Annotated in this window: 28 protein-coding genes and 1 pseudogene; 17 read left to right on the plus strand and 12 right to left on the minus strand. The window is 72.7% G+C overall.

Annotated elements, in window-relative coordinates:
- Nucleotides 1-208: 208 nt before the first annotated feature.
- Together ACZ6MA_RS14970 and ACZ6MA_RS14975 are read left to right on the plus strand one after the other, a co-directional pair.
- A pseudogene (locus ACZ6MA_RS14970) lies at nucleotides 209-586 on the plus strand (sensor histidine kinase); the annotation flags it as partial.
- On the plus strand, nucleotides 583-1,224 hold the full coding sequence (locus ACZ6MA_RS14975; protein ID WP_469433895.1) for a response regulator: 642 nt from the start codon (nucleotides 583-585) through the stop codon (nucleotides 1,222-1,224). The pseudogene ACZ6MA_RS14970 and the gene ACZ6MA_RS14975, both read left to right, overlap by 4 nt.
- Nucleotides 1,225-1,245: 21 nt before the next feature.
- Here ACZ6MA_RS14975 and ACZ6MA_RS14980 read toward each other — a convergent pair whose 3' ends face one another.
- Both ACZ6MA_RS14980 and ACZ6MA_RS14985 read right to left on the minus strand, forming a co-directional pair.
- Nucleotides 1,246-2,154 (minus strand): transglutaminase-like domain-containing protein, encoded by a 909-nt coding sequence (locus ACZ6MA_RS14980; RefSeq protein WP_469433897.1) that lies wholly within the window; start codon nucleotides 2,152-2,154, stop codon nucleotides 1,246-1,248.
- Nucleotides 2,155-2,228: 74 nt separating this feature from the next.
- Nucleotides 2,229-3,251 (minus strand): GNAT family N-acetyltransferase, encoded by a 1,023-nt coding sequence (locus ACZ6MA_RS14985; RefSeq protein WP_469433898.1) that lies wholly within the window; start codon nucleotides 3,249-3,251, stop codon nucleotides 2,229-2,231.
- A gap of 114 nt (nucleotides 3,252-3,365) precedes the next feature.
- On the opposite strand from ACZ6MA_RS14985, the gene fdxA reads away from it, so the two are divergent.
- Together fdxA and dapC are read left to right on the plus strand one after the other, a co-directional pair.
- Nucleotides 3,366-3,695 carry a ferredoxin gene (gene fdxA, locus ACZ6MA_RS14990; RefSeq protein ID WP_087926433.1) on the plus strand — a complete coding sequence of 110 codons (330 nt, stop codon included), beginning with the start codon at nucleotides 3,366-3,368 and terminating at the stop codon, nucleotides 3,693-3,695.
- Between the two features lie 118 nt (nucleotides 3,696-3,813).
- Nucleotides 3,814-4,917 (plus strand): succinyldiaminopimelate transaminase, encoded by a 1,104-nt coding sequence (dapC, locus tag ACZ6MA_RS14995; RefSeq protein WP_469433901.1) that lies wholly within the window; start codon nucleotides 3,814-3,816, stop codon nucleotides 4,915-4,917.
- 145 nt (nucleotides 4,918-5,062) lie between these two features.
- On the opposite strand, the gene ACZ6MA_RS15000 is transcribed toward dapC, so the two are convergent.
- Entirely contained in the window at nucleotides 5,063-5,443 is a 381-nt protein-coding gene (locus ACZ6MA_RS15000) for an ATP-binding protein (protein WP_469433903.1), read from the minus strand.
- Nucleotides 5,444-5,742: 299 nt separating this feature from the next.
- On the minus strand, nucleotides 5,743-6,669 hold the full coding sequence (locus tag ACZ6MA_RS15005) for a VldE C-terminal domain-containing protein (RefSeq protein ID WP_469433904.1): 927 nt from the start codon (nucleotides 6,667-6,669) through the stop codon (nucleotides 5,743-5,745).
- A 146-nt stretch (nucleotides 6,670-6,815) separates the two neighbouring features.
- On the opposite strand from ACZ6MA_RS15005, the gene dapE reads away from it, so the two are divergent.
- A complete protein-coding gene (gene dapE, locus ACZ6MA_RS15010; protein WP_469433906.1) occupies nucleotides 6,816-7,895 on the plus strand; it encodes a succinyl-diaminopimelate desuccinylase in 1,080 nt (359 codons plus the stop codon).
- A gap of 142 nt (nucleotides 7,896-8,037) precedes the next feature.
- The gene (locus ACZ6MA_RS15015; protein WP_469433908.1) at nucleotides 8,038-8,787 is read left to right on the plus strand and encodes an LOG family protein; all 750 of its coding nucleotides are present in this window, start codon (nucleotides 8,038-8,040) and stop codon (nucleotides 8,785-8,787) included.
- 77 nt (nucleotides 8,788-8,864) lie between these two features.
- Here the strand turns inward: ACZ6MA_RS15015 and folP are convergent, their stop codons facing one another.
- Entirely contained in the window at nucleotides 8,865-9,725 is an 861-nt protein-coding gene (folP, locus tag ACZ6MA_RS15020) for a dihydropteroate synthase (RefSeq protein WP_469433910.1), read from the minus strand.
- Between the two features lie 124 nt (nucleotides 9,726-9,849).
- Here folP and ACZ6MA_RS15025 point away from each other — a divergent pair, with 124 nt between their 5' ends.
- Both ACZ6MA_RS15025 and ACZ6MA_RS15030 read left to right on the plus strand, forming a co-directional pair.
- Nucleotides 9,850-10,251 (plus strand): DivIVA domain-containing protein, encoded by a 402-nt coding sequence (locus ACZ6MA_RS15025; protein WP_469433911.1) that lies wholly within the window; start codon nucleotides 9,850-9,852, stop codon nucleotides 10,249-10,251.
- Complete coding sequence (locus tag ACZ6MA_RS15030; RefSeq protein ID WP_469433913.1) at nucleotides 10,248-10,865, plus strand: DNA-3-methyladenine glycosylase I; 618 nt, start codon at nucleotides 10,248-10,250, stop codon at nucleotides 10,863-10,865. Before ACZ6MA_RS15025 ends, ACZ6MA_RS15030 begins: the two co-directional genes overlap by 4 nt.
- A 593-nt stretch (nucleotides 10,866-11,458) precedes the next feature.
- On the opposite strand, the gene chcB is transcribed toward ACZ6MA_RS15030, so the two are convergent.
- Nucleotides 11,459-12,247, minus strand: coding sequence for a 2-cyclohexenylcarbonyl CoA isomerase (gene chcB, locus ACZ6MA_RS15035; protein WP_469433914.1), 789 nt, complete (start codon nucleotides 12,245-12,247; stop codon nucleotides 11,459-11,461).
- Nucleotides 12,248-12,558: 311 nt separating this feature from the next.
- Here chcB and ACZ6MA_RS15040 point away from each other — a divergent pair, with 311 nt between their 5' ends.
- Nucleotides 12,559-12,726, plus strand: coding sequence for a DUF3117 domain-containing protein (locus ACZ6MA_RS15040; protein ID WP_009997451.1), 168 nt, complete (start codon nucleotides 12,559-12,561; stop codon nucleotides 12,724-12,726).
- A gap of 113 nt (nucleotides 12,727-12,839) precedes the next feature.
- Here the strand turns inward: ACZ6MA_RS15040 and ACZ6MA_RS15045 are convergent, their stop codons facing one another.
- Nucleotides 12,840-13,505 carry an O-methyltransferase gene (locus ACZ6MA_RS15045; protein WP_469433916.1) on the minus strand — a complete coding sequence of 222 codons (666 nt, stop codon included), beginning with the start codon at nucleotides 13,503-13,505 and terminating at the stop codon, nucleotides 12,840-12,842.
- A gap of 130 nt (nucleotides 13,506-13,635) precedes the next feature.
- Between ACZ6MA_RS15045 and sigE the strand changes: the two genes are divergently transcribed.
- The 5 genes from sigE (at nucleotide 13,636) to ACZ6MA_RS15070 (ending at nucleotide 18,412) form a co-directional block, all read left to right on the plus strand.
- Nucleotides 13,636-14,412, plus strand: a complete 777-nt coding sequence (gene sigE, locus ACZ6MA_RS15050) for an RNA polymerase sigma factor SigE (RefSeq protein WP_469433917.1) — start codon at nucleotides 13,636-13,638, stop codon at nucleotides 14,410-14,412.
- Nucleotides 14,409-15,173, plus strand: coding sequence for a zf-HC2 domain-containing protein (locus ACZ6MA_RS15055; RefSeq protein ID WP_469433919.1), 765 nt, complete (start codon nucleotides 14,409-14,411; stop codon nucleotides 15,171-15,173). Before sigE ends, ACZ6MA_RS15055 begins: the two co-directional genes overlap by 4 nt.
- 171 nt (nucleotides 15,174-15,344) lie before the next feature.
- Nucleotides 15,345-17,042, plus strand: a complete 1,698-nt coding sequence (locus tag ACZ6MA_RS15060) for a S1C family serine protease (RefSeq protein WP_469433921.1) — start codon at nucleotides 15,345-15,347, stop codon at nucleotides 17,040-17,042.
- Between the two features lie 109 nt (nucleotides 17,043-17,151).
- On the plus strand, nucleotides 17,152-17,586 hold the full coding sequence (locus ACZ6MA_RS15065; protein ID WP_469433922.1) for a sec-independent translocase: 435 nt from the start codon (nucleotides 17,152-17,154) through the stop codon (nucleotides 17,584-17,586).
- A gap of 118 nt (nucleotides 17,587-17,704) precedes the next feature.
- Nucleotides 17,705-18,412 (plus strand): hypothetical protein, encoded by a 708-nt coding sequence (locus ACZ6MA_RS15070; RefSeq protein WP_469433923.1) that lies wholly within the window; start codon nucleotides 17,705-17,707, stop codon nucleotides 18,410-18,412.
- A gap of 99 nt (nucleotides 18,413-18,511) precedes the next feature.
- On the opposite strand, the gene ACZ6MA_RS15075 is transcribed toward ACZ6MA_RS15070, so the two are convergent.
- The 3 genes from ACZ6MA_RS15075 to ACZ6MA_RS15085 form a co-directional block, all read right to left on the minus strand.
- The gene (locus ACZ6MA_RS15075; RefSeq protein ID WP_469434125.1) at nucleotides 18,512-19,645 is read right to left on the minus strand and encodes an Mrp/NBP35 family ATP-binding protein; all 1,134 of its coding nucleotides are present in this window, start codon (nucleotides 19,643-19,645) and stop codon (nucleotides 18,512-18,514) included.
- Nucleotides 19,646-19,716: 71 nt separating this feature from the next.
- Nucleotides 19,717-20,355 carry a DUF1003 domain-containing protein gene (locus ACZ6MA_RS15080; protein ID WP_469433925.1) on the minus strand — a complete coding sequence of 213 codons (639 nt, stop codon included), beginning with the start codon at nucleotides 20,353-20,355 and terminating at the stop codon, nucleotides 19,717-19,719.
- A complete protein-coding gene (locus ACZ6MA_RS15085; protein WP_469433927.1) occupies nucleotides 20,345-21,649 on the minus strand; it encodes a magnesium transporter MgtE N-terminal domain-containing protein in 1,305 nt (434 codons plus the stop codon). The genes ACZ6MA_RS15080 and ACZ6MA_RS15085 overlap by 11 nt, the downstream gene beginning before the upstream one ends.
- Before the next feature lie 180 nt (nucleotides 21,650-21,829).
- Here ACZ6MA_RS15085 and ACZ6MA_RS15090 point away from each other — a divergent pair, with 180 nt between their 5' ends.
- Complete coding sequence (locus ACZ6MA_RS15090) at nucleotides 21,830-22,618, plus strand: hypothetical protein (RefSeq protein ID WP_469433928.1); 789 nt, start codon at nucleotides 21,830-21,832, stop codon at nucleotides 22,616-22,618.
- 313 nt (nucleotides 22,619-22,931) lie between these two features.
- Here the strand turns inward: ACZ6MA_RS15090 and ACZ6MA_RS15095 are convergent, their stop codons facing one another.
- Complete coding sequence (locus tag ACZ6MA_RS15095) at nucleotides 22,932-23,432, minus strand: hypothetical protein (RefSeq protein WP_469433930.1); 501 nt, start codon at nucleotides 23,430-23,432, stop codon at nucleotides 22,932-22,934.
- Nucleotides 23,433-23,612: 180 nt separating this feature from the next.
- Here ACZ6MA_RS15095 and ACZ6MA_RS15100 point away from each other — a divergent pair, with 180 nt between their 5' ends.
- Together ACZ6MA_RS15100 and ACZ6MA_RS15105 are read left to right on the plus strand one after the other, a co-directional pair.
- Nucleotides 23,613-24,503, plus strand: a complete 891-nt coding sequence (locus tag ACZ6MA_RS15100) for a DMT family transporter (protein WP_469433932.1) — start codon at nucleotides 23,613-23,615, stop codon at nucleotides 24,501-24,503.
- Between the two features lie 438 nt (nucleotides 24,504-24,941).
- Nucleotides 24,942-25,310: a hypothetical protein gene (locus tag ACZ6MA_RS15105; protein WP_469433934.1), complete on the plus strand. Its 369-nt coding sequence runs from the start codon at nucleotides 24,942-24,944 to the stop codon at nucleotides 25,308-25,310.
- A gap of 147 nt (nucleotides 25,311-25,457) precedes the next feature.
- Here ACZ6MA_RS15105 and ACZ6MA_RS15110 read toward each other — a convergent pair whose 3' ends face one another.
- Nucleotides 25,458-26,564, minus strand: coding sequence for a magnesium and cobalt transport protein CorA (locus ACZ6MA_RS15110; RefSeq protein WP_469433936.1), 1,107 nt, complete (start codon nucleotides 26,562-26,564; stop codon nucleotides 25,458-25,460).
- Nucleotides 26,565-26,950 lie beyond the last annotated feature (386 nt).

Consider the following 26,950-nt stretch of genomic DNA (forward strand, 5'->3'; position numbering starts at 1 on the left):
CGTTTGCGGGTTCGGCTGGGGGTCCTTCTGTTGGTTTTTGGTGGGTTTTTTGTGGGGGTGGTTGTTTTTTCTTTTGGGCGCCCCCTCCCCCCGGGGGGGGGGGGGGTTTTTTTTTTCCCCCCCCCCCCCCCCCCCCCCCCCCCCCCCCCCGACCCCCCCCCCCCCCCCCCCCCCCCCCCCCCCCCCCCCCCCCCCCCCCCCCGGCGAGGGGGAGGCCCGCGCCGAGCTGCGGCCCGAGGAAGAGGGCGCGCTGGCCTGGGCGCTGCGCGAGGCCGTGACCAACGTGGTGCGGCACAGCGGGGCGAGCCGTTGCGAGGTGACCCTCCGGGAACAGGGGGACGAGCTGTGCCTGACCGTCACCGACAACGGCCACGGCCCCGCCCGGCCGCACGGCAACGGCCTGACGGGCCTCGCCGAGCGGCTGGCCCTCGCGGGCGGCCGGCTGGAGACCGGGCGCGGCCCCCGGGGCGGTTTCCGGCTGCGGGCGTGCGTACCGCTCCCGCCCCGCCCGGCGGACGAGCCCGCGGAGGTCCGCCCCGACGGCCGGGCCGCCGACCCCGGCGAACGGCCTAACCTGTCGCTGTGAACGATCTTCCCGTGCGCCCCGACGGCCACCGCCCCGTCCGCGTCCTCCTCGCCGAGGACCAGTCCATGGTCCGCGAGGCGCTCGCCGCGCTGCTCGGGCTGGAGGGCGACATCGAGGTCGTCACCCAGGTGGCCCGGGGCGACGAGGTGCTCGACGCGGCCCGGGCCACGGCGATCGACGTGGCGCTGCTCGACATCGAGATGCCGGGGATGACCGGGCTGGAGGCGGCGGCGCTGCTGCGCCGCGCCCTGCCCGACCTGAAGATCGTGATCCTCACGACGTTCGGGCGGCCCGGATATCTGCGCCGGGCGATGGAGGCCGGGGCCGACGCCTTCCTCGTCAAGGACGCGCCCGCCGCCCAGCTCGCGGACGCCGTACGGCGCGTCCTGCGCGGTGAGCGGGTCATCGACCCCACGCTCGCCGCGGCCGCGCTCGCCGAGGGCGCGAATCCGCTGACCGACCGCGAGCGGGCCGTGCTGCGCGCCTCCGCCGACGGCTCGACCAACGCGGAACTGGCCGCCGGCCTGCACCTCTCGCAGGGCACGGTCCGCAACTACCTCTCCACGGCGATCCAGAAGACCGGCGCCCGCAACCGCGCGGAGGCCGTCCGGATCGCCCGGGACAAGGGCTGGCTGTGACGTGGCCGGTCACCCGGCCCCTCAGTTGAGCATCGCCCGCGCCGCCCGCGCCTGATGGAGCACGGTCTCGGCCGTACCCGGCTCCACCACCGCGATCACCTCCGCGTACTCCTCCAGCTCCCGTGCGCCGCCCATGAAATCCCCGCGCTCCACGAGCAGCTCGGCACGCTCGTAGCGCAGCCGCGCCGGATGCCGGGGGAGCAGCAGCGAGAGTTCGAGGGCCCACAGCTGGACGTCGCTGCGCTCGGGCCGGGCGGCGGCCCAGGCGCGGATGTTGTTCAGCACCCGCAGCACGATGTCCAACGGCTCCGCGGGGCCGAACGCCGACGGCGACAACGGGGCCCCGGTCGCGCCCGCCACCAGCAGCCCGGCGTCCTCGTCGGACAGCGGCCGGCCGCCGTCGAAGGGATCGACCAGCACCTTCTCCCCGTACGGGTCACCGAAGCCGACGACGAAATGGCCCGGTAGCGCCACCCCGTACACCGGCGCGCCCGCACGCCGCGCCACCTCCAGCCACACCACGGACAACAGGATCGGCAGACCGCGGCGGCGCGCCAGCACCTCGTCGAGCAGCGAGGACTCCAGCCTGCGGTAGTCCGCGGGGGCACCGTGGAAGCCGCAGCGCTCGCCGAGCAGCCCCGCGAGCGCCTCCGCCCACCGCCTCGGCTCCGCCTCGCGGCCGAGCGCCGGCAGCAGCCCGGCGAGCCGGTCCAGCTCTATCTGCGCGGCGTCGATCCGCTGCTCCTCCGACGACACCCCCTCGGACGCGGCTCCCTCCGGCGGCGTCTCCTCCGAAGGCACCCTCTCCGACGCCGCCCCGGGCCCGGCGTGGGCTTCGGCCGCGACCAGCAGACAGAGCAGGGCGAGATCCGGGCGCACCTCCCGGGCCGCCTCCGTGAACCGCCGCCGTCGGCCAGTCGTGTCGTGCATACGTGCCTCGTACCCGCTCGGGGCGCTGGACGGCAAGCCCACCGCCGGTTTCCATGATGCGGCCGCGACCGTGCCTACCGCCGCGGCTCGCGGCGGTAGTGGTAGGCGTGGTGCGTGGTGAAGCCCAGGCCGTCGTAGAGGTCACGGGCGGCGTCGTTGCCCGTCTCGACCTGGAGGTACGCGGCCGAGGCGCCCTCGTCGAGGGCCCGCTTGGCGAGCCGCGCCATCACCAGGGTGCCCAGCCCCCGCCGGCGGTGGGCCGGGCCGACCTCCAGCGCGGCGAACCCCGCCCACCGGCCGTCCACCACACAACGGCCGATCGCCGCCGGGCCCGGCTCGCCGGGCCCGCCCGGCACGGTCGCGAACCAGACCGACGGCCCGCCCGCCAGCACCTCCAGCACGTCCCGGGCGCTCCCGGTGGCCGTCGCGACGCGCCCGTAGGCGGCCCGCCACTCCGCGGAGGGCTCCCGGGAGAGCAGCACCTCGTCCGTGGCCACCCGCGGCGCCCGGTCGGCGATCGGCGCCAGCGCCGCCGTGCGCATCACCGCGTGCCGCTCGGCCGTCCAGCCGCGCCGGGCCAGCTCGGCGTCGAGCGCCGCGTCCGCCGCCGCGTCACCCGTGGTGACCTGCACCGACGCGGGCAGCGAACGCTCGGCGTACCAGGCGGTGACCCGGTCCAGCGCGGCCGGCAGGGGCAGTCCGCAATCACCGAGGGGCAGCACGGAGTTGGCCCGGGCGGTGAAGCCGCCGGCCGCCCGCAGCGTCCAGTCGCCCAGCCGCCCGGTCTCCCGCGCGGGCCAGCCGCGCGCCGCGACCTCCTGGAGCTCGCGCGTGCTCGTGGCCGGGCCGCGCCGCCGTGCGGGGGCGTCCGGCACGACCTTCCCCGCGACGAGCGCCGACTCCCGGACCTCGACCGTCTCCCCGTTTCGGCGTGTGATCCGCAGCACACCGTGGTCCCAGGACGAGAGCACCCCCACCGCGTCGGTGAAGCGCTCCGGTGAACGCTCGCGGTCGTTCAGCAGACGTACGGATACCCTTTTTCCTACATCAGCAGTATTGATCCGGACTTCCAGTCGTCCGCCCGTGGTGAATTCCACAGCTCTCCCCACCCCTCCTGTTCGTCATGTGCCCGGAAACGGAGATACTAGGTGTGGGCATCGACGACGCCGCGCTCCCGCGCGAGATGAGCCCTACCGAGGAGGAACGACAGCGTGACCTACGTCATCGCGCAGCCTTGTGTCGACGTGAAGGACAAGGCGTGCATCGAGGAGTGCCCCGTCGACTGCATCTACGAGGGCTCCCGGTCCTTGTACATCCACCCGGACGAATGCGTCGACTGTGGTGCCTGTGAGCCGGTATGCCCCGTGGAAGCGATCTTCTACGAGGACGACACTCCTGAGGAGTGGAAGGACTACTACAAGGCGAACGTCGAGTTCTTCGACGAGCTGGGTTCGCCCGGTGGTGCCTCCAAGCTCGGCCTGATCGAGCGTGACCACCCCTTCATCGCGGCGCTGCCGCCGCAGGCCGAGGGCGAGCACTGACCGCCCCGAGCAGCGCCGCCGCGGCCCCGTACGGCCCTTCCGCCGTACGGGGCCGCGGCGTTTCCACGGCGGACCGCCGACACCAGACCGACTTCGGACCGACGTAAGAGAGAATTTCGTGGGCGCAGTCTCCTCCCGCCTCCCCGCCTTCCCCTGGGACCGGCTCGAGCCCTTCAAGGCCACCGCCGCCGCGCACCCGGACGGCATCGTGGACCTGTCGGTGGGCACCCCCGTCGACCCCGTCCCCGCCCTGATCCGGCGGGCGCTGACCGACGCGGCGGACAGCCCCGGCTATCCCACGGTGTGGGGGACACCCGCGCTGCGCGCGGCCCTGACAGGCTGGGCGGAGAGCCGCCTGGGCGCCAAGGGACTGACCGAGACCCATGTGCTGCCCGTCGTCGGCTCCAAGGAGCTGGTGGCCTGGCTGCCGACCCAGCTCGGCCTCACCGCCGGCGACAAGGTCGGCTACCCGCGGCTCGCCTACCCGACGTACGAGGTCGGCGCGCGGCTCGCGGGCGCCGAGCCCGTCGTCTACGACGACCCGACGGAGCTGGACCCCACCGGCCTCAAGTTGCTCTGGCTCAACTCCCCGTCCAACCCGACGGGCCGCGTCCTGTCGGCGGACGAGCTGCGCCGCACGGTCGCCTGGGCGCGCGAGCACGGGGTGCTGCTCTTCAGCGACGAGTGCTACCTGGAGCTGGGCTGGGAGGCCGACCCGGTCTCCGTCCTGCACCCGGACGTCTGCGGCGGCTCCTACGAGGGCATCGTCGCCGTCCACTCCCTCTCCAAGCGCTCGAACCTGGCCGGCTACCGGGCGGCGTTCCTCGCCGGTGACCCCGCCGTCCTCGGCGAGCTGCTCCAGATCCGCAAGCACGGCGGCATGATGGTCGCCGCCCCCGTCCAGGCCGCCACCGTCGCGGCGCTCGGCGACACCGCGCACGTCACCGAGCAGCGCGAGCGCTACGCCCGCCGCCGGGCCGCCCTGCGCACGGCCTTCGAGGGCGCGGGCTTCCGGATCGAGCACAGCGAGGCGTCGCTGTACCTGTGGGCCACGCGCGACGAGCCGTGCTGGGACACCGTCGACGCACTCTCCCGACGCGGCATCCTCGTCGCCCCCGGGGACTTCTACGGCACGGCGGGCGACCGCTTCGTACGGATCGCGTTCACGGCGACCGACGAACGAGTGGCCGCGGCCGTCAGCCGGCTGACGGCCCGGGCCTAGCCGGCGGATCTTCGGCTGCGGGCCGTCTTTGCCGCCTGCGGCGGCGAGCGCCCTGCGGGCGCGTCCTCAATCGCCGCGCAGCAGTGGTGCGCACAAAACAAGAGGGCCCGGGAACCGACTCCCGGGCCCTCTCGGCGTGGATGGATCAGCCGCCGAGCGGAGTGCTGGGCAGCCCGCCCTTGGTCGCGGACTTGGCGGTCTCGCCCAGGACCTTGCCGGCGGAGGAGCCGACCTGGCCCGCGGCCTTCTGGACGACCGGGGTGGCCTCCTTGCCGACCTTGCCGACGGTCTTGGTGGCGGCGGGTACGCCCTCGACGGCCTTGCCCCCGAGGTTGGTGGCCGCGCCACCGGCCTGGTCGGTGACCGCGCTCACGTTGTTGGTCAGGTTCGCGGTGTCCAGGCTGCTCAGGGGGGCCTGGGTCACGTCCGCGGCGCTCGCGACGCCGGCCGCGCCGATGGCACCGGCGGCACCGGCTGCGACGAGGAGGGCAGCCTGGGCGATCCGACGCGTGAGGGGGAGGGACATGTTGCTCCTTTGACGGAGTGGAGGAGGTTTGCCGTCCGGCTCACCGACTGGCGAGCGGACGCAGTGACTACCGCGCGAATGCCGTGAAGGTTGCGGTGCCCGAGGGTAAAGAGTTTGCAATGCGTCGCATTATCGGCTCTGCGAAAACCCGGGCAAACGTGGCGCTCCGTCATGGGGTGCGGAAGGCTTACAAGCCTTTAGTCACAAGGGATTCGGGTAAATTCCGTGGCCCTTCCATGCAGGCGGTGACCACGGCATTCGCCTACACCGGGCATCCCCCGGAAGAGGGCGCCGTCGCACTACTGATCGGTGGTGATCCGGACGGTGGGTGCCGCATCCGCACCGGCCTCCCCGGCGGGCCCCGCGCTCTTGCGCCAGCCGGCGGCGGAATCCCCGGCCGTCCACACCCGGCCGTCGAAGGAGACGCGCTCGATGCGCAGTTCGGCCGCGTGCGCCACCGCCCACGACGCCAACGCCCAGCCGCGCCGCGGCAGATCGTCCTCCGTCGACACCGCCCGCAGCGGGACCGTCACCGTGCGGGCGCCCGCCGCGCCCTTGCCGCCCCCGGCCCCGGCGCCCACGACCGGGCGCACCAGCGTGCCGAACTCGCGGGTCAGTTTGGCCCGTACCGCCGACGGGTCACCGGGCTTCCCGTCGCCGGGGCTCCTGGTGCAGCTGAACGCGCCCGTCACACGGCCGGTGAGCGCCGCGGCGAGCAGCGCCGCGCGCGGCTCGTGTTTGGCGTACGCCTGCGGGAAGCCGCTGCGCTGCACCTTCTGCGCGGCCACCGTGAGCGGCAGCCGGGAGTAGCCCGGCACCTCGACCAGGTGAGCGTAGAACTTCCCCGACGCGTACACCGGATCGGTGATCTGCCGCGCGGTGCCCCACCCCTGCGTCGGCCGCTGCTGGAACAGGCCCAGCGAGTCGCGGTCGCCGTGGTGGATGTTGCGCAGCCCCGACTCCTGCATGGCCGTCGCCAGCGCGATCGTCACCGCCCGCTCCGGCAGCACCCGGGAGGTGCCCACGGCCGAGATCGTTGCGGCGTTCACCGCCTGTTCGGGGTCGAGCGAATACTCCTCGCCGTGATCGCGGACGACGCACCGGGGCGCACCCGGCCCACCCGTGACGAAATGCGCCACCAGATACCCGATCAGCGCCAGCAGCACAGCACAGGCGGCCACGGTACGCAGCAGTCGGCCACGACGGGCGAGGGAGATCCGGGACATGCGGGTCACGTTACTGGAGAGACATAAGAATCGATTGAGCCGGACCACGCCTTTTCCCGGTCCCAGGTCTTTCGGGCCCCTTTCCCGAAGTGCCCGAAATCGCCCCGGGCCTCCTCGAACACCACCGCGAGAGTTAGAGTCGCGGCATGGACCATGCCGCACTTGACCTGTCCCTCGACGCGAGCGCCCTGACCGCACAGCTCGTCGACTTCCCGTCGGTGAGCGGTGACGAGAAAGCCCTCGCGGACGCCGTCGAACAAGCGCTGCGCGCCCTGCCCCACCTCACCGTCGACCGGTACGGCAACAACGTCGTGGCCCGTACGAACCTGGGCCGCGCCGAACGCGTCGTGCTGGCCGGCCACCTGGACACCGTCCCGATCGCCGACAACGTCCCCTCCCGGCTGGACCCCGACGGCTATCTGTGGGGGTGCGGCACCACCGACATGAAGTCCGGCGTCGCGGTGCAGCTGAGCATCGCCGCGACGGTGCCCGAGCCGAACCGCGATCTGACCTTCGTCTTCTACGACAACGAAGAGGTCGCCGCCCACCTCAACGGCCTCGGTCACGTCGCCGAGGCCCACCCCGACTGGCTCGCCGGGGACTTCGCCGTCCTGCTGGAGCCCTCCAACGGCCAGGTCGAGGGCGGCTGCCAGGGCACCCTGCGGGTGCTGCTGCGCACGGAGGGCGAGCGGGCCCACTCGGCGCGCTCGTGGATGGGCAGCAACGCCATCCACGCGACGGCGCCGATCCTCGCCCGGCTGGCGGCCTACGAGCCGCGGCGTCCGGTGATCGACGGACTGGAGTACCGGGAAGGGCTCAACGCGGTCCGCATCGAGGGCGGCGTCGCGGGCAACGTCATCCCCGACGCCTGCACCGTCGCCGTCAACTTCCGCTACGCGCCCGACCGCAGCGAGGCCGAGGCGCTCGCGCACGTCCGCGAGGTCTTCGCGGACTGCGGGGTGGCGGAACTGGTGGTGGACGACCACTCGCCCGCCGCGCTGCCCGGCCTGTCCCACCCGGCCGCCGTCGCCTTCATGGAGGCCGTCGGGGGCCGGCCGATGCCCAAGTTCGGCTGGACGGACGTCTCCCGCTTCAGCGCCCTCGGCGTGCCCGCGGTGAACTACGGCCCCGGCGACCCGCTGCTCGCGCACAAGCGTGACGAGCGGGTGCTCGCCTCCCTGGTCGACGACTGCGCGGAGCGACTGCGCGGCTGGCTGACGGCCTGACGGCCTCTCGGATACCCACGCGAAGCCCCCGGGGCTCCCTCCGCATCCCGAATTTCACCGCGCTCCCCGTGCGGGGGCCTAGGCTGATTGGAAGATCCTTCCCCCGCCACGGCGGGGAGGCCCCATGCGGAGGGAGCACGGCATGAACAATCCCGAAGGCAGGCGCGCGCAGCGGGAACAGCGCCGGGGGCCGGTCACACGCCGGCACGGTCAGATGCAGCAGGGGACCACCGACCAGCACCTGCTGGACACCAGGGGCACCGCGGACTGGGTGCACGAGGACCCCTTCCGGGTCATGCGCATCCAGTCCGAGTTCGTCGAGGGCTTCGGTGCCCTCGCCGAACTGCCGCCCGCCATCAGCGTCTTCGGCTCCGCCCGTACGCCCCGGGACTCACCGGAGTACGAGGCCGGGGTGGCCATCGGGCGCGGCCTGGTCGAGGCGGGCTTCGCGGTGATCACGGGCGGTGGCCCCGGGGCGATGGAAGCGGCGAACAAGGGCGCGACGGAGGCGGGCGGCGTCTCGGTCGGTCTCGGCATCGAGCTGCCCTTCGAGCAGGGGCTCAACCCGTATGTGAACCTGGGCGTCGACTTCCGTTACTTCTTCGTCCGCAAGACGATGTTCGTGAAGTACGCGAGCGGCTTCGTCGTCCTGCCGGGCGGGCTCGGCACCCTCGACGAACTCTTCGAGGCGCTGACCCTCGTCCAGACGAAGAAGGTCACGCGCTTCCCGATCGTGCTGTTCGGCACCGCGTACTGGCAGGGGCTGGTCGACTGGGTGCGCGGCACGCTCATCGCCCAGGGCAAGGCGGGGGCGAACGACCTCCAGCTCTTCCACCTCACGGACGACATCGACGAGGCGATCGGCCTGGTGACGAAGGAAGCGGGCACGTAACCGGGGCTCCGCCCCGGCTCCCGGCCCGCAAGCGCCGGACGGGCCCGTCGTCGAGCCCGTCCGGCGCTTGATTCGCTCTAGGCGAGTCCGCGCCTGGCCACCGCGGGTGCCCGATGGCCGGCGATCGTGGCCACCATGTCCAGCACCTGCTTCGTCTCCGCGACCTCGTGCACGCGGTAGACCCGGGCGCCCAGCCACGCCGAGACCGCCGTCGTCGCGAGGGTGCCCAGCACCCGCTCCTTCACCGGCTTGTCGAGCGTCTCGCCCACGAAGTCCTTGTTCGACAGCGAGACGAGCACCGGCCAGCCGGTCTCCGTCATCTCGCCGAGCCGCCGGGTGGCCTCCAGCGAGTGCCGGGTGTTCTTCCCGAAGTCGTGCCCCGGGTCGATCATGATGCCGTCGCGCCGGACCCCGAGCGCGACGGCCCGCTCGGCCAGCCCGAGGGTCACCCGCAGAATGTCCGCCATCACGTCGTCGTACTCGGTGCGGTGCGGCCGGGTACGCGGTTCGACGCCGCCCGCGTGGGTGCACACCAGGCCCGCGCCGTACCGGGCGGCCACCTCGGCCAGCTTCGGGTCGACTCCGCCCCAGGCGTCGTTGAGCACGTCCGCGCCGGCCTCGCAGACCGCCTCGCCGACGTCGTGCCGCCAGGTGTCCACGCTGATCACCACGTCCGGGTGGCGCCTGCGGACCTCGGCCACGAAGCCGACCGTGCGGCGCGCCTCCTCCTCGGCGGTCACCTCCTCGCCGGGGCCGGCTTTCACCCCGCCGATGTCGATGATGGCGGCACCCTCGGACACCGCCCGCTCGACCCGCTCCAGCGCGGGCTCGTCGTGGAAGGTGGCGCCCTGGTCGTAGAAGGAGTCCGGGGTCCGGTTCACGATCGCCATGATCATCGGTTCACGCTCGTCGAACTCGCGTCGTCCAAGCCGCAGCATTTCCGTACTCCCTCTCCGTGGTCCGCCAGCGACCTTAACTGTCAGTGGGCCGTGGCACGATCGTCGGAGCACGGTTTGGCTTGCGGAATACCGACGCACCGCGTGACGGGCGCACCTCGGGGAGATGGTCGTGTTCTGGTTCTTTCTCATCACGCTGCTCGTGGTGGTCGCCGCGGTGACGCTCGCCGTCGGCGGCGGCAGCGGCGGCGGTGCCCTGGCCGACGCGGCCCCGGACCGGATCGGCCCGCAGCTGCCGGCCGAGCGCCCGCTGGCCCGGGCCGACGTCGACGGGCTGCGGCTGCCGGTCGCCCTGCGGGGCTACCGCATGGCCGAGACCGACGACGTCCTGGACCGGCTCGCGGCCGAGCTGGCCGAGCGTGACGCCCGGATCGCCGAGCTGGAGGCGGCCCTCGCGGGAGCGCAGGCGGCGGCCATGAGCGGGCCCGGCCTCCTCAAGGGCGACCCCGGCCGCGGTCGCCCCGGGCAGCCGGGGGACTCGGCTTCGGAGGGGGGAACGGAATCATGAGCGGGGACGCGGTCGTGGGGCCGGACGGGCTGGCGCGCTGCCCGTGGGGTCTGGAGGCGGAGTCCATGGCGGACTACCGCGTCTACCACGACACCGAGTGGGGCCTGCCGGTCCGCGGTGACGACGCGCTGTACGAGCGGATGTGCCTGGAGGCCTTCCAGTCCGGGCTGTCGTGGCTGACGATCCTGCGCCGCCGGGAGGGCTTCCGCGCGGCCTTCGCCGGGTTCTCCATCGCCAAGGTGGCGGCCTTCACGGACGCGGACGCCGAGCGCCTGCTGGCCGACCCGGGCATCATCCGCAACCGCGCGAAGATCGCGGCCGCGATCGGCAACGCCCGGGTCGCGGCGGAATGGGAGCCCGGCGAGCTGGACGCCCTCATATGGTCCTACGCACCCGACCCCGCCGACCGGCCCGCCCCGCGCAGGTGGGCCGACGTACCGGCGACGACGCCCGAGTCCACGGCGCTGGCCAAGGACCTCAAGAAGCGAGGATTCCGCTTCATCGGCCCCACGACGGCTTACGCCCTGATGCAAGCGTGTGGTCTGGTCGACGACCATTTGGCGGACTGCCACGTTTCGCGCCGTCGGCCGCCCGCCCTGCGGGCGGCTCAATAGCCGGACGGGCCGGGGGCTGCGTCCTCAAGCGCCGGACGGACTGAGGCTTCCTGTCCTCTCACGCCGGATGGGCTTGATGTGGGGTGTCCTCAATCGCCGGACGGGCTGGTTTCGGCTGAGGTGGGCCCCATCAAGCCCGGACGAGTTGGTTTTGGCTGGACGGGCTGCTTTGGCTGGCGCCGGCCACATCAAGCTCGGACGGGGCTGTTTTGCCTGAGCCCAGCCCCCGTCAGGCCCGGGCGGGCTGTTTGGCGGGGGATGGCCGCATCAGGCTCGGAGGCTGTGTGGCTGGGGCTGGCCACCTCAGGCCCGGACGAGCTGTTTGGCTGGGGCTGGCCCCACCAGGCTCGGACGGGCTGGTTTTGGCTGGGACTGCCACCTCAAGCCCGTCCGGGCCGGTTTCGGCTGAGGCCAGCCACACCAAGCCCGCTGGGGGCACCTCCCAGCGGTAGCTGGGGGAGATTGAGGACGCGCCCGCAGGGCGCCCGCCGCCGCAGGCGGCAAGACGGGCCTGCAGGCAGAAGGAGCCGCCGCCCAGGCGAGCGGCGGCGAGACGGGCCGCAGGCCAAAGAAACCGCCGGCCAGGCGAGGGGCTACCGACCCACATACCTCGGCTTCTCCTTCTTCAGGAAGGCGTCCACGGCGATGCGGTGGTCCTCCGAGGCGCCCGCCTTGGCCTGGAGTTCGTTCTCCTTGGCCAGTGCCTCGGCCAGGGAGTGCCCGGCGGCGAAGTCCAGGGACGCCTTGATCGCCGCGTAGGCGAAGGTCGGGCCGTCCGCCAGCCGGCGGGCCACGGCGGTCGCCTCGGCGGCCAGCTCCGCGGCCGGGACGACCTTGTTCGCGATGCCCAGCTCCCGCGCCTCCTCGGCGCTGACATTGCGGGGGAAGAGCAGCAGATCCGCGGCCCGGCTGGGGCCGATGAGGCGCGGGAGGGTCCAGGAGACGCCCGAGTCGGCGGTGAGGGCCACCCCGGCGAAGGAGGTGTTGAAGCCCGCGGTGTCCGCGACCACGCGGTAGTCCGCCGCGAAGGCGAAGCCCGCGCCCGCGCCCGCCGCGACCCCGTTGACCCCGGCGACGACGGGCTTCGGCATGCCCGTGATCGCGGTGACGATCGGGTTGTAGTGCTCCGCGACCGTGCTCATCACCTTCTCGGAGTCCCGGGCCAGCAGCTCGACGTGTTCCTTGAGGTCCTGGCCGACGCAGAAGGCGCGGCCGGTGGCGGTGAGCAGCACGGCCCGTACGGCGGGGTCGCCGGCCGCCTCCTCAAGGGCCCGGAGCAGGGCGACCTTGGTCTCGATGTTCAGCGCGTTCATGGCGTCGGGACGATTCAATGTGATCGTCGCGAGTCCGTCGTTCACCTGGTACAACACGGTGTCGGCCATGGTGCGGTCCCTCCCTCGGTCGGCTGTGGTCAGGGCTCAGCATGCCGGAGATCATTCCGCGTCGATATGTGACCTGCGTCAAAGAATCGGGACTCTGTGCGGGTGTGGTGGCGGAGCAGTATCGCAGCCGGATCCCCGAATTGGGTGGTTTTGCGCGAGAGCGTTGTCGAAGGGATGCGGACCGATGTTGGTCATCGGGTCGCGCCATGCGGGATAATGGCCTGGAAGCAATGTGTTCGATGCCGGTGATGCGGAGCCCTGCCAGGGACCCGTCGGCTGACGATGAGCTGGTTTCAGGAAGGGGAACGAGCATGGCGGCCATGAAGCCGCGGACGGGCGATGGCCCGCTCGAGGTGACCAAGGAGGGGCGGGGCATCGTCATGCGGGTTCCGCTCGAGGGCGGCGGTCGTCTCGTCGTCGAGCTGACACCGGACGAGGCCGAGGCCCTCGGAGACGCCCTGAAGAAGGTCGTCGGCTGACGCAGGCCCACGATTCTTTCACTGCCCCGGCGGCCGGATCACCGGCACCGGGGCAGTGGTATGTCCGGGGCGATCCCAGGCCCGGGCCCCGGCCCGGTCCCGGTCGGTCCCGGTCAGCCGCGCCGGACGGCGCACAGCAGCCCGTCGCCGACCGGCAGCAGCGACGGCAGCAGCACGGTGGACTCCCGGACCGCCCGGAGCAGTTCGCGCAGCCGCTGGACCTCGGCGGGCTGCACCGCGGAGTCCACCGTGCGGCCGTCGGCGAAGACGCCCTCGAAGCAGACAAGGCCGCCGGGCCGCAGCAGGCGCAACGATTCGGCTAGGTAGTCGAGGCACTCCAGCCGGTCGCCGTCGCAGAAGACCAGGTCGTATCCGCCGTCGGCGAGGCGCGGCAGCACCTCCAGCGCACGGCCGGGGATGAAGCGCGCCCGGTTGCCGGCGAAGCCCGCCGCGCGGAACGCCTGCCGGGCGAACTGCTGGCTCTCGGGGTCGCTGTCCACCGTCGTCAGCACGCCGTCGGGCCGCATGCCGTGCAGCAGGTGGATGCCGGAGACCCCGGTGCCGGTGCCGATCTCGGCGACCGCCTTGGCGTCCACCGCCGCGGCGAGCAGGCGCAGCGCGGCGCCGGTGCCGGACGACACCGAGCGAAGGCCTGCCTCATGGGCCCGGTCACGGGCCCAGCGCAACGCCTCGTCCTCGGCGACGAACGCATCGGCGAACGCCCAGCTCGTCTGCCGGTTGCCGGTAATGGCCCTCTCCTGTCCCCGTAGTCGACGCACCCGTGACTGTATCCGCTGACCACGGGAACCCGCAGATGGGACCGGGCGTTGAGAGGAGCAGAGGCAGTTGGCGGACCAAGACCAAAAGCAGGTCAAAAATACTTATCCGGAGCTAACGGGCGGGGTGGATATGGTAGGGGCTCTACTGGAGACCGCCAGAGCCGACAGGGGAGGTGCGGCCGGGGCCGGAGACCGTCGGGGAGCGCTGCGGCGCTTTCGCAGGTCCGCCGTCGAGCCGAAATCCGTGACCAACACCGCTGACAGCCCGATCCGCACCGCGGACGCATCCACCGCGACCTTCGCCACCGACGCGGATGCCCAGGCGTGGACCCCTCCCACCTGGGAGGAGATCGTCAGCACCCACAGCGGCCGGGTCTACCGTCTCGCCTACCGCCTGACCGGCAACCAGCACGACGCCGAGGACCTCACCCAGGAGGTCTTCGTCCGGGTCTTCCGGTCGCTGTCCACGTACACCCCGGGCACGTTCGAGGGGTGGCTGCACCGCATCACCACCAACCTCTTCCTCGACATGGTCCGGCGCCGCCAGCGCATCCGGTTCGACGCGCTGGGCGACGACGCCGCAGAGCGGCTGCCCAGCCGCGAGCCCTCCCCGCAGCAGCACTTCAACGACACGCACTTCGACGCGGACGTCCAGCAGGCGCTGGACACCCTCGCCCCGGAGTTCCGCGCCGCGGTGGTCCTGTGCGACATCGAGGGGCTGTCCTACGAGGAGATCGCCGCGACCCTCGGCGTGAAGCTCGGCACCGTGCGCAGCCGTATCCACCGTGGCCGCTCCCATCTGCGCAAGGCCCTGCAGCACCGCTCGCCCGCCGCCCGGGCCGAGCAGCGCGCGGTGGCGGGTGTGGCGCATGGTGTTCCCATCGGTGGGGAGGTCGGGATCGCGTGACCGGTTCAGGCGGTCAGTCCCCCGCCGAGCACCATCTCGGCGACCGCCTCGCGGCCCTGGTCGACGGGGAGTTGGGACACGACTCTCGGGAGCGGGTGCTGGCGCACCTGGCGACCTGCTGGACATGCAAAGCGGAAGCCGACGCACAGCGTCGGCTCAAAAGCGTTTTCGCCCAGGCGGCCCCCCCGCCGTTGTCCGACAGCCTGCTCGCCCGGCTCCAGAGCCTGCCGGCCACCGGCGGTGACGACGGGCCGGACGGACGGCAGGGCCCGGGCGGTCCGGGAAAAGGCGCCTTCGGCGTACGGGCGGAGGATTCGGATCTCCTGCCCGGCGCCGGCCCCCGGCCCCTTGAGCGCGGCTTCCGCACCCATGACGTGGAGCGCGGCGGGGCGCGCGGGCGCCGGTTCGCGTTCGCCGCGGCCGGTGCCGTCTCGCTCGCCGCGTTCGCGCTCGGCGGCTCCCAGCCGCTGGAAACGGCCGTGGACACCCCCCGGGCCCGCGCCGAGAACGCCCGCCGGGTCGCGAGCCCGCTCGCCATGGCCCCCGGCCGGGTCCGCGAGGACACCCGCCGGGAGCGGGGCATGGCCGCCGCCTCGCAGGACCGGCCCGCCGCGATCGGCGCCCCCGTGGTGCCCACCTCGCTGAGCGTGGCCCTGCTGCGCCCCTCCGGGGCGCCGCTCCTGCCGCCGCGGCTGCGCACCACGCTCGCGGTCCCGACGGCACCCCCGCCGCCCGCCGGCGGCGCGTCCTCTGCGCACTGACCGCACCGCACCGGCTCCACCGGCCGCTTCGCAGCGCCACCCTCGCCCTGACGGCGTCGCACTGACAGCCGAGGCCCTCTGCGCACACCCGGGCAGACCTGGTTGAATCCGTAGTGGGCCGCGCACGCCTCGGGCGACGCCGCGCGCCCTCAGGCGAACCGTGGGGAGAAGATGGACGAGGGGAAGGCGGGGGCTCTCGGGCCCAAGCCGCAGTGGTGGAGCCGTCCGCGCCGGGCGCGGGCAGACGGGCCGGACGGGGCGGGCGAGCGGCCCGGACCCCAGGGAGCGGCCCCGCACGCCGCCGACGCTCCACGGACCGGGCCGGCCGGCTCCGAGGGCACGCCCGTCGACGCGGCGTGGCCCGAGCCCGTCGCCCCGCCCCTGCCCCAGGACGCCCCAAGGGAAGCGCGCCCCGCGTACCCCGTCGGGCAGCCTCCCGCCGACGCGACGGTCCCGCCCGTCACCGAGGCCCCGCCCGTTACCGAGACGGGCCACGGCGGCGCACCGGCCCCCCTGCACGCCCCCGATCCCTACGGGACGCCCCCGTACGGCGGCCCCGGCCCCTGGGCACCCGCGCCACCCGTCCAGCGACCGGTGACCCCGGCGCACGGCACTCCTGTGCCGCCGGCCGGTGTCACCCCCGCGCACGGCACCTCCTTCCCCGCCGCCCTGCCCGAGCCGGGGCCGTGGCAGTACGACCCCTGGGCGCCCCGGCCGCACGGCGCGGCGGGAGCCGCCGGCGCCGAGGCACCGGCGAAGCGGGCCCGGCGCGGCAGGCTCGTGGCGGGGGCCGCCCTGGTGGCCCTGGCCGCCGGCGGGGTCGGCGGCGCGATCGGTGCCCATCTGGAGCGGGACGGCGGCATCGGCGGTGGTGTGACGCTGCCGCAGGCGTCCGCGGAGCAGGCGAGCCGCGCCCCGGGCAGCATCGCGGGCATCGCCGCCCGCGCGCTGCCCGGCGTGGTGACGATCCATGTGCGCGGTGGCGAGGACCAGGGCACCGGCACGGGCTTCGTGCTGGACAAGCGCGGCCACATCCTCACCAACAACCACGTCGTGGAGCCCGCCGGGGCCGACGGCTCCATATCCGTGACGTTCAACGGCGGCCAGACCGCCAAGGCCACCGTCGTCGGCCGGGACAGCGGCTACGACCTGGCCGTCATCAAGGTCACCGGGGTCTCCGGGCTGACCCCGCTGCCGCTGGGCAACTCGGACTCCGTCCGGGTCGGTGACTCCGTCGTCGCCATCGGGGCGCCGTTCGACCTCGCGGGCACGGTCACCACGGGCATCATCAGCGCCAAGGAACGCCCGATCACCGCGGGCGGCGAGAAGCGGGACGGCAGCGACGTCAGCTATGTCGACGCGCTGCAGACCGACGCTCCGATAAACCCGGGCAATTCCGGCGGCCCCCTGATGGACGCCCAGGCGCGTGTCATCGGGATCAACAGCGCCATTCGCTCCGCCGGGAACGAGGACGGTCCCGGCGGCGGCCAGGGCGGCAGCATCGGTCTGGGCTTCGCCATACCGATCAACCAGGCCAAGCGGGTCGCCGAGGAACTGATCAACACCGGCAAGGCCACCCACCCGGTCATCGGCGTGACGCTCGACATGGAGTACACCGGCGACGGCGCGCGGGTGAACACCAAGGGCACCAAGGGCCCATCCGTGACCCCCGGCGGGCCGGGCGCCAAGGCGGGCATCGAGCCCCGGGACGTGATCACCAAGGTGGACGGCGTGCCCGTGCACAGCGGCCAGGAGCTGATCGTCAAGATCCGCAGCCATCGCCCGGGCGACCGGCTCGCGCTGACCGTCGAGCGGGACGGCCGGGAACGGACCGTGCGGCTGACCCTGGGGTCGGCGGACGCGGGCTGAGAGGCTTTGGCCCGATGTTGGCCCGACTGTTTCCCTCGGCGCACCCGGGGCCAGGTACCGTGATAGGTGGCCTGGCCCGGCGGCCACTGACGCATCAAGGAGCTGCAACGTGCTCGACATAGGATTCTTCGAGCTGGTCGCGCTCGCCGTGCTGGCGGTACTCATCTTCGGCCCGGACAAGCTGCCCAAGGTCATCCAGGACGTGTCCCGGACGCTGCGCAAGATCCGGCAGTTCTCCGAGAACGCCAAGGAGGACATTCGCTCCGAGCTGGGCCCGGAGTTCAAGGACTTCGAGTTCGAGGACCTGAACCCCAAGACCTTCGTCCGCAAGCACGTCCTGGACAAGGACGAGCTGGGACTGAAGGAGATCCGCAACGGCTTCGACTTCCGGTCGGACATGGCCGACGTCGCGGACGCCGTGCACGGCCGTGAATCCACCCGGCCGGCCCCGTCGACGCCCGGCTCGGGCACCCCGGACCTGCTGAAGAAGCAGACCAGGCCGGACGCGTCCGCACCCCCGCCGTTCGATTCCGACGCCACCTGAGTCCGCGTATGCCGGGCGCCATTGACGGGGGTGGCTATTCTCCCTGTGTTTGGGGTGACGTGGTCCCGCGGGGACGCGCTCGCCCGGGCCGGCAGGGCAACAAGGAGGCGCCACGCAGATGGAGACGACGAGTCGGGTAGGGGCCCAGGGGGCCGGTACAACCGATGCGTCCGCCGTGGACACCGCGTCCGCGGTGCAGGAAGCGGCACAGGGCGGGACCGGTACCCGGCGGTCGGTCGACGGCTATCTGATGGCTTCGTTCCCCTGGTACGGCCTGGACGAGGCGTACACCGGGCGGCGCTGGCTGATGCAGGTGGGTGCCGCCGCCGACGGCACGGTGGAGCACGGGGCGACGGGCCACGGCGAGGAGCCCGCGCTGCGCGGCGAGCACGTCGGCGGCCACGGCTCCCGGCAGCGCTTCGCGGTCGTGGTGACCGTCGCGAGCCGCCCGCTGCGGCGCAGCGCCGACGGCACGGGCGTACTGGAGGCCACCTCGGTGTCCTCGGCGGCCTGGCTCGCCGGCTCGGGGCTGCTGTCGTGCACGTGGCCCGCGCAGATGGAGCGGGCCCTGCGGCAGAACTGGCTGGACCAGCAGACGGCACTGGCCTGGGAACTCGCGGACCATCTGGACGACGCGGCCTGGTCGACCCTGTCGCTGCCGGTGGACGGCGTGCCGACCGACTTCCGCTACCGCGAGTCCGAGTACGGCTGGGTCCTGGCGGGATCCGCCGAAGGAGGCGTCCACCTGGGCGCCTACGGGCGCGGCATGAGCGCGTACGGCATGGGCTTCTCGGTGATCAAGGAGATCACCTCCTACGAGCACTGACCGGGAGCACTGACCGGCAGCCGGGCATGGGTAAGGGGCGGTCTCCCAGGGAGACCGCCCCTTACCGTCCGGCTCTGTGGCCGGTCGGAACGTGCCGGTTCAGAACTTGTTGCGCGGGGTGATGCCGAGCGACATGCCCGACAGACCGCGCTGACGGCCGCCCAGCTTGCCGGCGATGGCGCGCAGCGCGCTGCCCGCCGGGGACTCCGGGTCGGTCAGGACGACGGGCTTGCCCTCGTCGCCGCCCTCGCGCAGGCGCACGTCGATCGGGATGGAACCCAGCACCGGCACGTTCGCGCCCGTGGTCCGGGTCAGCCCGTCGGCGACCCGCTGACCGCCGCCCGAGCCGAACACGTCGACCATCTCGTCGCAGTGCGGGCAGGGCAGCCCGGACATGTTCTCCACGACACCGACGATCTTCTGGTGGGTCTGCACGGCGATCGAACCGGCCCGCTCGGCGACCTCGGCGGCGGCCTGCTGAGGGGTCGTCACCACCAGGATCTCGGCGTTCGGCACGAGCTGCGCGACGGAGATCGCGATATCGCCGGTGCCCGGCGGCAGGTCCAGCAGGAGGACGTCGAGGTCGCCCCAGTAGACGTCCGCGAGGAACTGCTGGAGCGCGCGGTGCAGCATCGGGCCGCGCCACACCACCGGGGCGTTGCCCGGCGTGAACATCCCGATCGAGATGACCTTCACGCCGTGCGCCGACGGCGGCATGATCATGTTCTCGACCTGGGTGGGCTTGCCCTCGGCGCCCAGCATGCGCGGCACCGAGTGGCCGTAGATGTCCGCGTCGACGACGCCGACCTTCAGCCCGTCGGCCGCCATCGCCGCCGCCAGGTTGACCGTCACGGAGGACTTGCCGACGCCGCCCTTGCCGGAGGCGACCGCGTAGACCCGCGTCAGCGAACCGGGCTGGGCGAAGGGCACCTCGCGCTCGGCGGTGCCGCCGCGCAGCGCGGCGGCCAGCTCCTTGCGCTGCTCGTCGCTCATCACGTCCAGCTCGACGGTGACGCCCGTGACGCCGGCGACGCCCGCGACCGCGTCACGCACGTTCGTCGTGATCGTCTCGCGCATCGGGCAACCGGAGACCGTCAGGTACACCACCACGGCGACCGTGCCGTCCGCGGCGATCCCGACGGATTTGACCATGCCCAGCTCGGTGATCGGCCGGTGGATCTCGGGGTCGTTCACCGTCGCGAGCGCGGCGCGGATCGCGTCCTCGCTCGGCACGGAGCCCGGTGCAGTGTCGGTAGCCATACGGTCGATGGTACGGCGCCCGACCAGGGCCGCGGAAAGGGCCGTCAGCGGTCGCGTTCCTCACTCTCTTCCGGGAATATCCGCCGCTGTTCCAGTTCCTTCACCAGTTCCTGGAACTCCGAGCGGATCCAGTCCCGCGTCGCGACCTCGCCGAGCCCCATCCGCAGCGCCGCGATCTCCCGCGTCAGATACTCGGTGTCCGCGATGGACCGCTCGTTCTGCTTGCGGTCCTGCTCCAGATTGACCCGGTCCCGGTCGTCCTGCCGGTTCTGCGCCAGCAGGATCAGCGGCGCCGCGTACGAGGCCTGGAGCGACAGCATCAGGGTCAGGAAGATGAACGGATACGTGTCCCACCGCAGATGCGCCGGCGCGGTCGAGTTCCACACCACCCACAGCACGATGACGACCGTCATCCACACGATGAAGCGGCCCGTGCCCAGGAACCGCGCGATCCGCTCCGAGGCGTGGCCGAAGGCCTCCGGGTCGTACGCCGGCAGCCAGCTGCGCCGCTTGGTCCGGGGCTGGTCCAGCCGCACCCGCTGCGGGGCGGCGGACTGCGCCTTGGTCCGTTCCTTCGTGCGCTCCTTGGCCCGGCTCCGGGCCCGGTCCCTGGCCCGGTCCCCGGCTTCGCCGCGCTCCCCGCGCGGGGTGAGCCCGAAGTCGCGGCCGCGGTCAGTGCCCATCGACGGTCTCCCGCAGGTCGCTCATGTCCAGCGCGCCGTGGTGCAGCTCGGTCTCCCGCCAGTCCTCCGGCAGCAGATGGTCCAGGACGTCGTCGACGGTCACCGCGCCCAGCAGCGAACCGCTCTCGTCCACGACGGGAGCGGCGACCATGTTGTACGTCGCCAGATAGCTGGTGACGGCCGGCAGCGGGGTCTCCGGCGGCAGCGGCCGCAGATCGGTGTCGGCGATCGAGCCGACGAGCGTGAACGGCGGATCGCGCAGCAGCCGCTGGAAGTGCACGGTGCCCAGGTACTTGCCCGTCGGCGTCTCGTCCGGTGGCCGGCAGACGTAGACCTGCGCGGCGAGAGCGGGGGAGAGGTCGGGGTTGCGCACCCGGGCCAGCGCGTCGGCGACGGTGGCGTCCGGGCGCAGCACGATCGGTTCGGTGGTCATCAGCCCGCCGGCCGTCCGCTCCTCGTACGCCAGCAGCCGCCGGACGTCGGCGGCGTCGCCCGGCTGCATCAGCGTCAGCAGCCGCTCCATCTCGTCCTCGGGCAGCTCCGAGAGCAGGTCGGCCGCGTCGTCGGGGTCCATCGCCTCCAGGACGTCGGCGGCGCGCTCCTCCTTCAGCTTGCCGAGGATCTCGATCTGGTCGTCCTCCGGCAGCTCCTCCAGCACGTCCGCCAGCCGGTCGTCGTCCAGCGCCGCCGCCACCTCCGCGCGCCGCTTGGGCGACAGATGGTGCAGCACGTTGGCGAGGTCGGCCGGGCGCAGCCGCTCGAAGGTCGCCAGGAGGTTCTCCGCGCCCTGCCCCTGCTCCTCCATGGAGAAGCCGGTGACGGCCGACCACTCGACGGTCAGTGTCTCTCCCTTGCGGCGCAGCGCCCCGCCCTTGCCGCGCCGTACGAAGACCTTGTCGATCTCCCAGTCGCGGCGGGCCGGCAGCTGGGTGATCGACACGTCGAGGACCGTGACCTCCGCGTCCTTCGGGTCCGCGTCGGCCAGCCGCACCCGCCGGTCCAGCAGCTCGCCGAGGATCAGCCGCTCGGTCGGCCGCTGCTCGAAGCGCCGCATGTTCACCACGCCCGTGGTGATGACCTGGCCGGACTCCACCCCGGTCACCCGGGTCATGGGCAGAAAGATCCGCCGGCGGCTGACGACCTCCACGACCAGCCCGAGGACCCGCGGCGGGCGGCCGCCGACCCGCAGCATCGCCACCAGGTCGCGCACCCGGCCCACCTGGTCGCCGTTGGGGTCGAAGACGGCCACGCCCGAGAGGTGCGAGACGAAGACCCGAGGGGCGCCTGCCGCCATGCCGCGAACCTCCTGTCCCCTGGCCGTTCCCCGGCCGGTCACCGGCCGATCTGCGATTCAGGCTAACGTGACCGGCTGCGCCCCGCCGCGAGGGTGCGCCCGTACGGTCTCCCCGCGTACGCTCCGGGCGGCGCGGGTACGCTGCCGTACTCCCATCGGTAACAGGAGGCAAGAGCCAAGGTGCGAACCCGGAACGCGGCCCTCGTGGGGGCGGTGTGCGCCGTCCTGGCCACGGCCCTCACGGCCTGCGGCGGCGGCACCCCCGAGGATCCCGACAAGGGGACCAACGGTGTCGGCAAGCTCGAGGCCCCGGCGATCCAGACCAAGGCCCGCGCGGCCGCCCGTGGCGCCGCGGCGGTCCACCTCTCCGGCAACGTCGTCAGCCAGGGCCGTACGTACAAGCTCGACATGCGGCTGAAGAAGGACGGCGGCATGGGCCGGGTCTCCTCCAACGGCAGCACCTTCGAGCTGCTGCGGGTGGGCGACGCGCTGTTCCTGAAGGCGAACGCGGCGTTCTGGTCGCACGACGCCGTCCCGGGCCAGGGCGGCCGGAGCACCCCCGGAGCCACCGCCGCGAAGCCGTCCGCGAAGGGCGACGCGGCGGCCGCGGCCACCAAACTCGACGACAAGTACGTGAAGGTCCCGACCGGGGACCCCTCCTACCAGCAGTTCAAGGGCTTCACGGACAAGGACGTGCTCCTCGACGGCCTCCTCGGCCTGCACGGCAAGCTCGCCCGCGGCGAGCACGGTACCGTCGGCGGCGTCCAAACGATCCGCATCAGCGGCGGCGCGGGCAACGGCGGCCAGCTCGACGTCTCCCTCAAGGGCACCCCGTACCCCCTGCGCGTCCAGCGCGCCGGCGGCGCGGGTCAGCTGGAACTCGGCGACTGGGGACAGGACTTCGCCCTGACCGTGCCGGAGAAGAAACAGATGGTCGACTACGGAAAGCAGATTCCGCGCACGGCCTAGCCGGTGTCCTTGCCGGACGGGCTGGTGTGTTCTGTCCTCAACCGCCGGACGGGCTTGCTGTGGGGTGTCCTCAATCGCCGGACGGGCTTGCTGTGGGGTGTCCTCAATCGCCGGACGGGCTTGATATTGCTGACCTCAGCCAAAACCAGCCCGTCCGGCGATTGAGGACGCGCCCGCAGGGCGCCCGCCGCCGCAGGCGGCAAGACGGGCCGCGACCGAAGAACCGCCGGTCAGGCGAGAGGCGGCAAAGACGGCCCGCAGGCAAAAGGTCCGTCGGCCAGGCGAGGCCGAAGGAGCCGCCGGCCGGCCGAGACTAACGCCGCTTCTTGCGAAGCAACCGCGGCAACGCCGCCGGCATCGGCCGCCGCGTCGTGGCCGACGTGGGCAGCGGGCGTGCGGCCAGTGACCCGTCGGGCAGTTCGCCCGTCACCCCGCTCGGATCGATCCGCAGCACCCGGCAGTCGCGGGCCCAGCGCTCCTCGATCTGCTCGGCGTCCGGCGCGTTGAGCCGCTTGCCCTTCAGCTCGGCCACGGCCCCGGTCCATGCCTCGCCCCGGGGCTCCAGCACAGTGACCCGCCCGCTCCACATGACGAGCCGACCGCCCTTGTCCTTGCTGCGCACGGTCACGGTCGCCACCCCGCCGTCCTCGAGCGCGAGGCCCGTCAACGGCTGCTCACCGGGCCCGCCCACCAGATGCACGGCCCCCTCGTGCCACACATGCCACAGCGCACGACTGGGCCCGGCGGGGCCTTCCACCCAGATGAGACCGGACTTCTTGGTGGCCTCTTCGATCAGGGCCTGCGTCAGCGTCATGCGCTTACCTTATGCGGCGGCCCCGGCCCTCCACCGGGGCGGCGAAGCGCAGCACATACGCTGGGAGGCGTGAGAGCTGCCCGTGCCCCCCGTAGCGCCCCGTCCCCCGCGATATCCACCGGTGCGCACCGCCCCGAGGGGCGAGACGAAGGCGCTCGCCCGGGGACGCGTACGGATCTGATGCTGCTCGCGACAGCCATCGCCGGCGTCTCGCTCTCCGCCCCGCTCATCGCCGCCACCGCGGCCCCCGCACTCGCCGTCGCGTTCTGGCGCAACGCCATGGCCGTCGGCGCGCTCACCCCCTTCGCCCTGTTCCGGCACCGCGCGGAGCTGTTCGGCATGGGCCGGCGCGCGCTGCTGCTGGCCGTCGCCGCGGGGGCACTGCTCGCCGTGCACTTCGCGGTGTGGCTGCCGAGCCTGCACATGACCTCGGTCGCCTCCTCGACCGCGCTGGTCACCACCACCCCGATCTGGACGACGCTGCTGCTGCGGCTGCGCGGTCATCGCCCGCCGGCCCTCGTCTGGGCGGGCACCGCCCTCGCCTTCCTCGGCGTCGTGATCCTCACCGGTGTGGATCTGTCCCTCTCCCCGCGCGCCCTCGCCGGGGACGCCCTGGCCCTCGTGGGCGGCATGGCGGCGGCGGGGTACGTGCTGCTGGGCGCCGAGGTGCGCCGCACGGTGGGCACCCTCGCCTACACCTACGTCTGCTACGCCACGACGACCGTGCTGCTGCTCGGTACCTGTCTGCTCTCGGGCTCCGCCCTGGGCGGCTACAGCGGTGCGACGTGGCTCAAGCTGGCCGTGCTGACGGTCTGCGCCCAGTTGCTCGGGCACTCCCTGATCAACCGGGTCGTCAAGGGCCTCGGCCCGTCCGTCACCTCGACGGCGATCCTGTTGGAGACGCCGGGCGCGGCCCTGATCGCGGCCGTCTGGCTGGGGCAGCTGCCGTCGGTCGCGGCCTACCCGGCGCTCGCGGTGATCATGGCCGGTCTCGCCCTGGTGATCATGGCGGACCGCACCCGGAAGCCGGCCGACGCCGGTCCGGCCGACCCCGGCCCGGTCGGCGTCTGAGCACCGCCGTGCGGCGCGGTACGTCCCTCGTTCGGTGTGATGACCATTTTCCGATGGACCGCGTCACCCCGTAGGGGACGGGTGTGCCGCCAGGTCGCCTGTTGGTTGCACGGTGGCACCGGTTTCACCCTTTCGGTACGCCGAATTCCGGTGACAGGTGACGTCCGACCGGCCCGCGAGCCGAACTGATGGGTCGTCAGTCGATACCGCTTGCCTGCTCACACCGCACGTTCGACACCATTTCCGGCCTGCTGATCGCATGATTTGACCGGTCTGCTCGGCGGCCCGTAGGAACTGGTGCTCACCACCGGGCGTCCCCCGGCGGCGCTCTTCGCCCCCGGCCGCGTGACGACCGTGGAGGCGCTGACCTTCCCGTCAACGGGCCGGCCGCCTTTGTCCGGCGACTCTTCCCGGCCCGCTCTTCAAGAGGAGTAGTTGATGTTCGCTGCACGTACCCGCCTGGCCGCCGCCGTGGTGGCTGTCGCCGCGTCCGCCATGGTCTTCGGTCAGGCGTCGGCCGCGATGGCCGACGACCACGACCGTGGCCGCGGCCTGGGGCCGCTGCCGGTGGCGATCGTTTCCCCCGCGCCGGGGAAGATCACCAAGGAGCACAAGGTGACCGACACCTACCAGTACGACGCCAAGGGCGGCTCCTCCTCGCCCGAGGCGCCCCCGGCCTCGCAGACCCCGCCGCCGGCCCCCGCCCCGGAGCCCGGCCCGCTCACCTCGGCCAAGGACACCGTCAACTCCGCGGCCCAGTCCGCGACCGCCGGTGCCTCGAGCACCGTCGACTCCGCCCTGAAGTAGCCGGACCGTTCGTGGGCCCGGGCTTTCGCGTGCCGGGCCCACGGGCACCCCGCGGGGGCGTCCTCACCCTCCCCGGTTACCGCTGGGGGACCCCAGCGGGCTCGATCCGGGCCCGTCCGCGAGTGAGGACATCGTCCTGCCCGCCCGCTACAGCCACCCGTTCCGCTTGAAGCCCCGGTGGATGGCCACGCAGATCGTGACCGTGACGACCATGACCGTCGGGTAGCCGTACTTCCACTTCAGCTCCGGCATGTGGTCGAAGTTCATGCCGTAGATCCCCGCGATCATCGTCGGCACGGCGAAGATCGCGGCCCACGAGGTGATCTTGCGCATGTCCTCGTTCTGCGCGACCGACGCCTGGGCCAGGTTGGCCTGGAGGATCGAGTTGAGCAGGTCGTCGAAGGAGACGACCTGCTCGTGCACGCGCGCGAGGTGGTCCGCGACGTCGCGGAAGTACTTCTGGATGTCCGGTTCCACCAGCCGCATCGGCCGCTCGCTCAGCAGCTGCATCGGCCGCATCAGCGGGGTGACCGCCCGCTTGAACTCCAGCACCTCACGCTTGAGCTGGTAGATCCGGCCCGCGTCGCCACCGCGCGAAGTGCCCTTGCTGGGCGCGGAGAAGACGTCGATCTCGACCTCGTCGATGTCGTCCTGCACCGCGTCGGCGACCGCGATGTAGCCGTCGACCACCTGGTCGGCGATCGCGTGCAGAACGGCCGAGGGGCCCTTGCCGAGCAGTACCGGGTCGTCCTGGAGGCGGTGGCGCAGCGCGCGCAGTGAGCCCTGGCCGCCGTGCCGGACGGTGATGATGAAGTCCCCGCCGGTGAAGCACATCACCTCACCGGTCTCCACCACCTCGCTGGTCGCGGTGAGTTCGGCGTGCTCCACGTAGTGGATGGTCTTGAAGACGGTGAAGAGCGTGTCGTCGTAGCGCTCCAGCTTCGGCCGCTGGTGGGCGTGGATCGCGTCCTCGACGGCGAGCGGGTGCAGGCCGAACTCCCGGGCGATGCCGGAGAACTCACGCTCGGTCGGCTCGTGCAGCCCGATCCACGCGAAGCCCCCCTCGGCCCGTACCCGCCGCATGGCCTCCGCCGGGCTGACGTGGGCGCTCGCCCGCTTGCCGTCGCGGTAGACGGCGCAGTCGACCACGGCGCTGCTGGTGGAAGGGTCCCGGGTCGTGTCGTAGGTGTACGGGGTGTCCCCCCGGCGGAGGGCGGGGCGGACGGCTGCACGCAGGTCACGGATCATCGACATGGCTGGCTCCTTCACGGGCCGGCCGTCAGCCACGGACGCGGGCGCAACGCGGCCGGGAACGTGGACGTGGGTGCCTGGGCAGGGGGATACGTCCGCGAATCGGGCTGCGCTTCGTGCGGGGCGTGGAGGCTGACGGCAGTTCGCAGAGAACTTCGCAGAGAACACGGAACAAAGCGAGACGAAGGCGCTCTTCCGTCAAGTACTGCGGGCGCGAAAGGACTTCCGGGGCCGGGACGGCCGATACGGCGGCCGGGTCTCGGAAGGCTCTTGGGTCACACAGGGCGCGTCCGGAGCGGAGGGACGGGAGAACTGTCGGTACTGCACGGTCGACTAGGATCCACCGCAGCCCCACCTCCTCCGGCCGGTCCCCGCTGAGGGACGAACGT

The sequence above is a fragment of the Streptomyces sp. NPDC042259 genome (genome assembly GCF_055582085.1).